Origin of the sequence: Mangrovibacter sp. MFB070, assembly GCF_000705335.1 — a bacterium.
Taxonomy (GTDB): domain Bacteria; phylum Pseudomonadota; class Gammaproteobacteria; order Enterobacterales; family Enterobacteriaceae; genus Mangrovibacter; species Mangrovibacter plantisponsor.
The window spans coordinates 1-3,782 of sequence record NZ_JJMI01000055.1; the positions used below are offsets into that span (position 1 = coordinate 1).

Annotated in this window: 4 protein-coding genes; 1 reads left to right on the forward strand and 3 read right to left on the reverse strand. The window is 51.3% G+C overall.

From position 1 onward, the window contains the following. Together DT73_RS26360 and rlmF are read right to left on the reverse strand one after the other, a co-directional pair. The coding region (locus tag DT73_RS26360; protein ID WP_036116500.1) for a hypothetical protein at positions 1–818 on the reverse strand (818 nt) is incomplete at its 3' end. A gap of 505 nt (positions 819–1,323) precedes the next feature. After that, positions 1,324–2,265 (reverse strand): 23S rRNA (adenine(1618)-N(6))-methyltransferase RlmF, encoded by a 942-nt coding sequence (gene rlmF, locus DT73_RS24405; protein ID WP_036116502.1) that lies wholly within the window; start codon positions 2,263–2,265, stop codon positions 1,324–1,326. A gap of 115 nt (positions 2,266–2,380) precedes the next feature. On the opposite strand from rlmF, the gene DT73_RS24410 reads away from it, so the two are divergent. Continuing rightward, positions 2,381–3,043 (forward strand): flavin reductase family protein, encoded by a 663-nt coding sequence (locus tag DT73_RS24410; RefSeq protein WP_051691534.1) that lies wholly within the window; start codon positions 2,381–2,383, stop codon positions 3,041–3,043. Here DT73_RS24410 and DT73_RS24415 read toward each other — a convergent pair. Further along, complete coding sequence (locus DT73_RS24415) at positions 3,033–3,590, reverse strand: recombinase family protein (protein ID WP_036116504.1); 558 nt, start codon at positions 3,588–3,590, stop codon at positions 3,033–3,035. The genes DT73_RS24410 and DT73_RS24415 overlap by 11 nt on opposite strands. Positions 3,591–3,782: the final 192 nt, after the last annotated feature.

The following is a 3,782-nucleotide window of genomic DNA, read 5'->3' on the forward strand; positions in this document are numbered from 1 at the left end:
GTACCGTTATCGCCGTTAATCACCGTTCCGGCAGAGCCTTCTCCGGTGACACTGGTCTCGCCTGTGTTGGTTACACTACCATCATTGCCGTTGATAACGGTTCCGGCTCCCCCGGCGTCAACTTCGGTATTGCCCGTGTTGCTGACCTGAGCATCGTTACCGTTCACTTCCAGCCCCACAGAGCCTTCACCGCTGACTGTCACCTCGCCTTCATTGGTGGTGGTGGTGTTATTGCCGTCCACCACCGTGCCTTTGCCGCCTTCGGTGACGTCCGTGTCGCCTTCGAGGGTGTTGTCTGTGTTATTGCCGGTCACCAGGTTGCCGATTTCCCCTTCTCCGGCACTGGTGTTGCCTTCCAGCGTGTTTTCCTTGTTGTCCCCTTCCAGCTGGTTACCTATTTCCCACTCTTCGTAGTTATTGCCGTCGCCATCGCCGCCGTTATTGCCACCGTCTCCGCCTTCGTTACGGTCGCCGCCACTGCCGCCGCCCCCGCTGCTGCCTCCCGCCGCAATGGCAATGGTGGCGGCCAGGGCTGCGGCCCCGCCCCCGGCGAGCAGGGTGGTCTGGTCGGTCATCCACGCTGGCAGTTCACTGGCCTGAGCGGCCTGGGTTTCTTCGGGCTGTGGTTCTGCTGCCTGGCACTGTTCCGCCAGTGCCGCCTGCTCTTCAGGGGTAAGCAGGCTCAGGTCTGCCGGGCATTCCAGGTTTTCTGTGGGGGCAACCGTTGCCGGAAGCGGGGTTTGTGCAAAAGCCTGGCCGTTCAGTGCCAGGGAAATACACACCGAAAGCGCGCTGAGTGCTGCGGTTTTGTTTTTCATCAAACTGTCCTTATTTGTGGGGCCACCAGCCAGGTGCCGTTTCCGGGAAAACGCTCCGGCCTCTGGTCATTAAAGGCGGCCAAAAAACAAAAGAAATTAAGCAACCGGTGAAAAAAAACGCACCGGTTTTGCGGGCGCAGTTATAAGGACTACGGGCGGGAAAAGATAATTGGTTTGTTCAGCACGGAAGCAGGCATTGATAGGCATAACGATCAATATAAGAAAACTGATCGTCTGCGCCGATCAAAATAATATAAATAACAAAAAAAATTAAATTAAATCATAATGTTAAATAGAATAACAAAGAAGATTTATAAACAGAAAAAATGTATTTATAGAAATTAACAAGAGAGGCAGGCGATATTAAAAATACAATGTGTTTATTGTTAGTTTAAGTTCCCAATAACCTGCCAGGGAAAATGCAAGATAATAGTGAAGAAAAAAGAAAGAGATAACGAACTAACCAGTACAGTGAGAGGCTAAACAGCCCCTCACTTAATGACTTTTATTTACCCCATTTCCCCGCCCAGGCCAGGCGCTCTTCAGGGGACAGATAGCTCCAGGCGATAAAACGGCTCTGCTTTTGCCCTTGAGACATAGGCTGTTTTACCACCATTGCCACACCGGCTTCACGCAAAGCATGCTCAATACTGCGCATATGTTCTGCTTTAGAAACCAGCGAAGTAAACCATAACACCTGGCTGGCAATAGTGCGGCTCTCCGCCACCATCTGGCGAATAAAGGCCAGTTCTCCCCCTTCGCACCATAACTCACTGTGCTGCCCACCAAAATTGAGTGCAGGTGAGTTACTGTTAAGCCCCAGGTTTTTGCGTTTGCGGGTATTACCTTCCAGCGCTTCCTGAGCGGAGGCATGAAAAGGCGGGTTACATAACGTGGCATCAAAACGGTCTGTTTTGGTTACTACACCGGCGAAAATAGCACCCGGTGTTTTTTGGCGGCGTAAACGAATCCGGGTACTCAGCCCGGGGTTTGCCTGGATTACCTGTTGGGCATGGCTCAGCGCCTCTTTACTGACATCTGTTCCGGTAAAGCGCCAGCCATACTCATGCTGCCCAATCAACGGGTAAATACAATTCGCACCGGTACCAATATCCAGCAGGCTGGCAGAGTGCGGAACCCCCTGCTTGCCAGTCCGGGCCAGCAAATCAGCCAGGTGGTGGATATAATCAGCCCGCCCAGGCACTGGCGGGCACAGAAAACCTTCCGGAATATCCCAGTGCTGAATACCGTAATCCGCCGCCAGCAATGCACGGTTAAGCATTTTAACCGCATCAGGGTCCGCGAAATTCACGGTTTTATCCCCACGAGGTGAGAGTATTACTTTACTCCCCAGCTCAGGCAGGGCCTGAACCAGGCGGTCAAAATCATAACGGCCCTGGTGGCGGTTACGCGGGTGCAACTGGTTTTTCTCAGCAATCTGTTTCATCCTGGCTCCTTGTGTCCGGGCGCGTAAGATACGCGTTCAGCATAACAAGGTAAAGTGCAAGCCATATACCTTGTGCTAGCCTGTTGGTTACCTGTTAATTACCTGGCTGCCAAAAATGACCACTGATTACTACTATTATGAGCCTGAACGGGGGCATGGTTTGCCCCATAATCCACTGAACGCGATTATTGGCCCGCGACCAATTGGCTGGATTTCATCAGTCAATGAACAGGGGGTTGCCAACCTTGCCCCTTACAGTTTTTTTAATTGCTTCAACTACCAGCCACCTATTATAGGATTCGCCAGTTCCGGGTGGAAAAACAGTGTGGAAAATATCACCCGCACTGGCTACTTTGCCTGGAACCTGGTTACCCGCGAGCTGGCCAGTGCCATGAATGAGACATCGGCATCCGTTGCTGCCGGAGTGGATGAATTCGCACTTGCCGGGTTAACTCCGGCTGCTTCCCGCAAAATACCCGTTCCCCGTGTCAGCGAGAGCCCGGTCAATTTTGAATGCAAACTGACACAGTGCATTCAACTCACTAATGCTGCAGAAGAAAAGCTGAATACCTGGCTGGTACTGGGTGAGGTTGTCGCAGTTCATATCGCCGCTCACCTGCTGGAAGACGGGGTTTACCAGACGGCAAAAGCACACCCGGTTATGCGGGCTGGGGGCCCCAGTGCTTACTACGGGTGTAGCGCGGCACATAAATCGCGAATTTTTGTCAAACAACTTTGGATCACAACATGTGATCCAACTTTAAATGTCAAAGCTTAGAGCCGACTGGAAACCTTTTATACAGGGTCGATAAACCAGCATCAAAGATTAGCGCCACACGCTGATAGGACTCACCAGCAGCAATAAGCCTGCCCATTTGTGCCCATTGCTCTATAGTAAACTTAGGCTTCCGACCTCCAATTCTCCCTTCTGCACGAGCTGCCTCAAGACCAGCTCTGGTTCGCTCTACTATTAACTCACGTTCCATTTCTGCAAGTGCTCCCATTACGTGGAAGAAAAAGCGCCCCATGGGTGTACTGGTATCAATGCTGTCAGTAAGGCTGCGAAAATTTATCCCTCTTATTTTTAGATCTTCAACCAGTACGACAAGATGACGCATACTGCGCCCAAGCCTGTCCAGTTTCCACACAACCAGCGTATCGCCGTCTGAAAGCATTCTGAGAAGCTTTTTTAATCCGGGGCGGTCTGATGTCTTCCCGCTGATTTTATCCTCAAAAATTAGCTCACATCCTGCACACTCAAGCGCATTTCGTTGTAATGCAGTGTTCTGGTCATTTGTTGACACCCTCACATAGCCTATCAGCACCAGTATTTCTCCCGGCAAAAGCCGAAAGCATGCCAAATAGCGGGCGAACGGTCATTCTCTTAAACCTTGGTTTGGGAGATATCGCTCTGGCGGGGGTATGCTCTGGAGCCCTGGGAACGGGCGGATACATTTCAACGCCAATGATAATTAATGGCGTGAGGCGTAATTTAATTAAGCAATGGGGCACGACAA

Coding starts and splice junctions, on each gene's coding strand:
- DT73_RS24410 (WP_051691534.1), top strand. CDS start 2,381: ATGACCACTGATTACTACTATTATGAGCCTGAACGGGGGCATGGTTTG.
- rlmF (WP_036116502.1), bottom strand. CDS start 2,265: ATGAAACAGATTGCTGAGAAAAACCAGTTGCACCCGCGTAACCGCCAC.